General features: G+C 64.6%; 2 protein-coding genes. Both read left to right on the top strand.

Annotation, left to right across the window (positions count from 1 at the left end):
• A partial coding sequence (locus BT122_RS11050; protein ID WP_177242234.1) for a transposase occupies positions 1–936 on the top strand: 936 nt, incomplete at its 5' end.
• A complete protein-coding gene (istB, locus tag BT122_RS10630) occupies positions 911–1,678 on the top strand; it encodes an IS21-like element helper ATPase IstB (RefSeq protein ID WP_072355876.1) in 768 nt (255 codons plus the stop codon). The genes BT122_RS11050 and istB, both read left to right, overlap by 26 nt.
• Positions 1,679–1,738: the final 60 nt, after the last annotated feature.

Here is a 1,738-nt window from a genome sequence, read left to right as displayed (position 1 = left end):
CCCCCCGTCATCGTGCTCGACAACGCCACCGAGGCCGGGAGGAGGTGGCGCGACGTGATCGTGGAGTCCGACCTCTTCCGCCGGCTCAGGCTGCACTACGGCTTCACGGCCCGCTTCTGCAACCCGAACGCCGGCAAGGAGAAGGGAAACGTCGAGGGCAAGGTCGGCTACACCAGGAGGAACTTCTTCGTGCCCGTGCCCGAGGTGGGCGACCTTCAAGACTACAACCGGGGGCTTGCCGAGACGCTTGACGCCCACTCCGAAGAGCAGCTCCACTACGAGAAGGGACTCAGCTGGGCCACCCTCTTCCAGGTTGACAAGGCGCATCTCCTGCCTCTTCCGAAAAAGCCCTTCGACGTCGTCAAGTGGGCGTCGTGCACGACCGACGGCTACGGAAGGATCACCTTGGACGGCTGCCATCGCTATCTGGCGTCGCCCTCGCTCGCATGTGTTTCGCTCACGGTGGGCGTGCGCGCCTTCACGGTGGAGATAGACGCCCCTGACGGGACGCCGCTAAGGACCTACCGCAGGCGCTCCGGCAAGCTCTTCACCTCCGACGAGGACCCGCTGGCACTGCTCGAACCGCTTTCGATGAAGACGCGCGCCTTCATGCAGTCCAGCGTGTGCGCGCTGTTCGACGAGGATGTGAGGGACGCCTTCGGCTCCATGGCGACCGACGAGCTGAAAGGCCAGGTCAAGGTGATCTCTAGGCTCGCACAAGCCTATGGCATGGGGATCACCGCCCAGGCGTTCTCCGAGGCGCTGCGGGCCACCGGCAAGATGCGCCCCGCCGATGTCGAGATGTGCTGCGCCAGGATCCGCGCGCAAGGCACCAGGGCCAAGGCAGCGCGCGAGCTGGGCACCAGGCTCGCCGACTACGACGGCTTCATGCTCAGGGGAGGCGATCGGTATGGCCAGGCTGCCGCAGAAGGTTGATGCGCGCTACGAGAGCCTGAAGCGCGCCGAGCGCGAGGGTGGCTCCATCCTGCTGTCGAAGGCGACGATGCGCTACGTGGCCGAGACGGCCACCGATGGGCAGTTCGCGTTCTTCGAGGATGCGCTCGCAAGGGAGTACGCGCTCAGGCACCAAAGCCGGATAGCGCGGCTCAAGCGGCAGGCGAACTTTCCCTCGCAGAAGGGCTTCGATGGCTTCGAATGGTCGGGAATCGTGTTTCCCCGCGGCTTCACGAGGGACGACATGCTCTCGCTTGCCTTCATCGGCGCCCACGAGGACCTGGTGCTCTTCGGAGGATCGGGCAATGGCAAGACCCATACCGCGATAGCCTTGGGGCTGCTCGCCTGCGGCGAGGGCAGAAAAGTCGCGTTCTGGTCGACGGCGGAGCTGGTAAGCGAGCTGAGGCGTGCGAATAAGGAGGGGACGACACAGGACGCGCTCAGGAGGCTCGGCAGGTGCGACCTCATCATCCTGGACGAGTGGGGGTACCTTCCCACCGATCCCGACGGGGCAAGGCTTCTGTTCCGGGTGGTGTCGATGTGCTACGAGCGGATCGCGCTCATCCTCACCACCAACATCGAGTTCTCCAGATGGGGCGAGATCTTTGCCGACGACGACATGGCCAAGGCGATGATGGACCGCATCGTCCACCACGGCAGGCTCGTCACCTACGACAGGGAGTCGTACAGGGTCAAACACGCGCTCATGCGCGGGGAGTTGTAGGAGAAGAAAGGATTGGTGCCAGGGCGACGCCCGTGCGTGAAGAATCTTCACGCTGACGTG

This window comes from Olsenella sp. kh2p3, from assembly GCA_900119625.1.
Taxonomy (GTDB): domain Bacteria; phylum Actinomycetota; class Coriobacteriia; order Coriobacteriales; family Atopobiaceae; genus Tractidigestivibacter.
The sequence above is the reverse complement of the archived record's forward strand: the minus strand, read 5'-3'. Positions and strand labels throughout refer to the sequence as shown.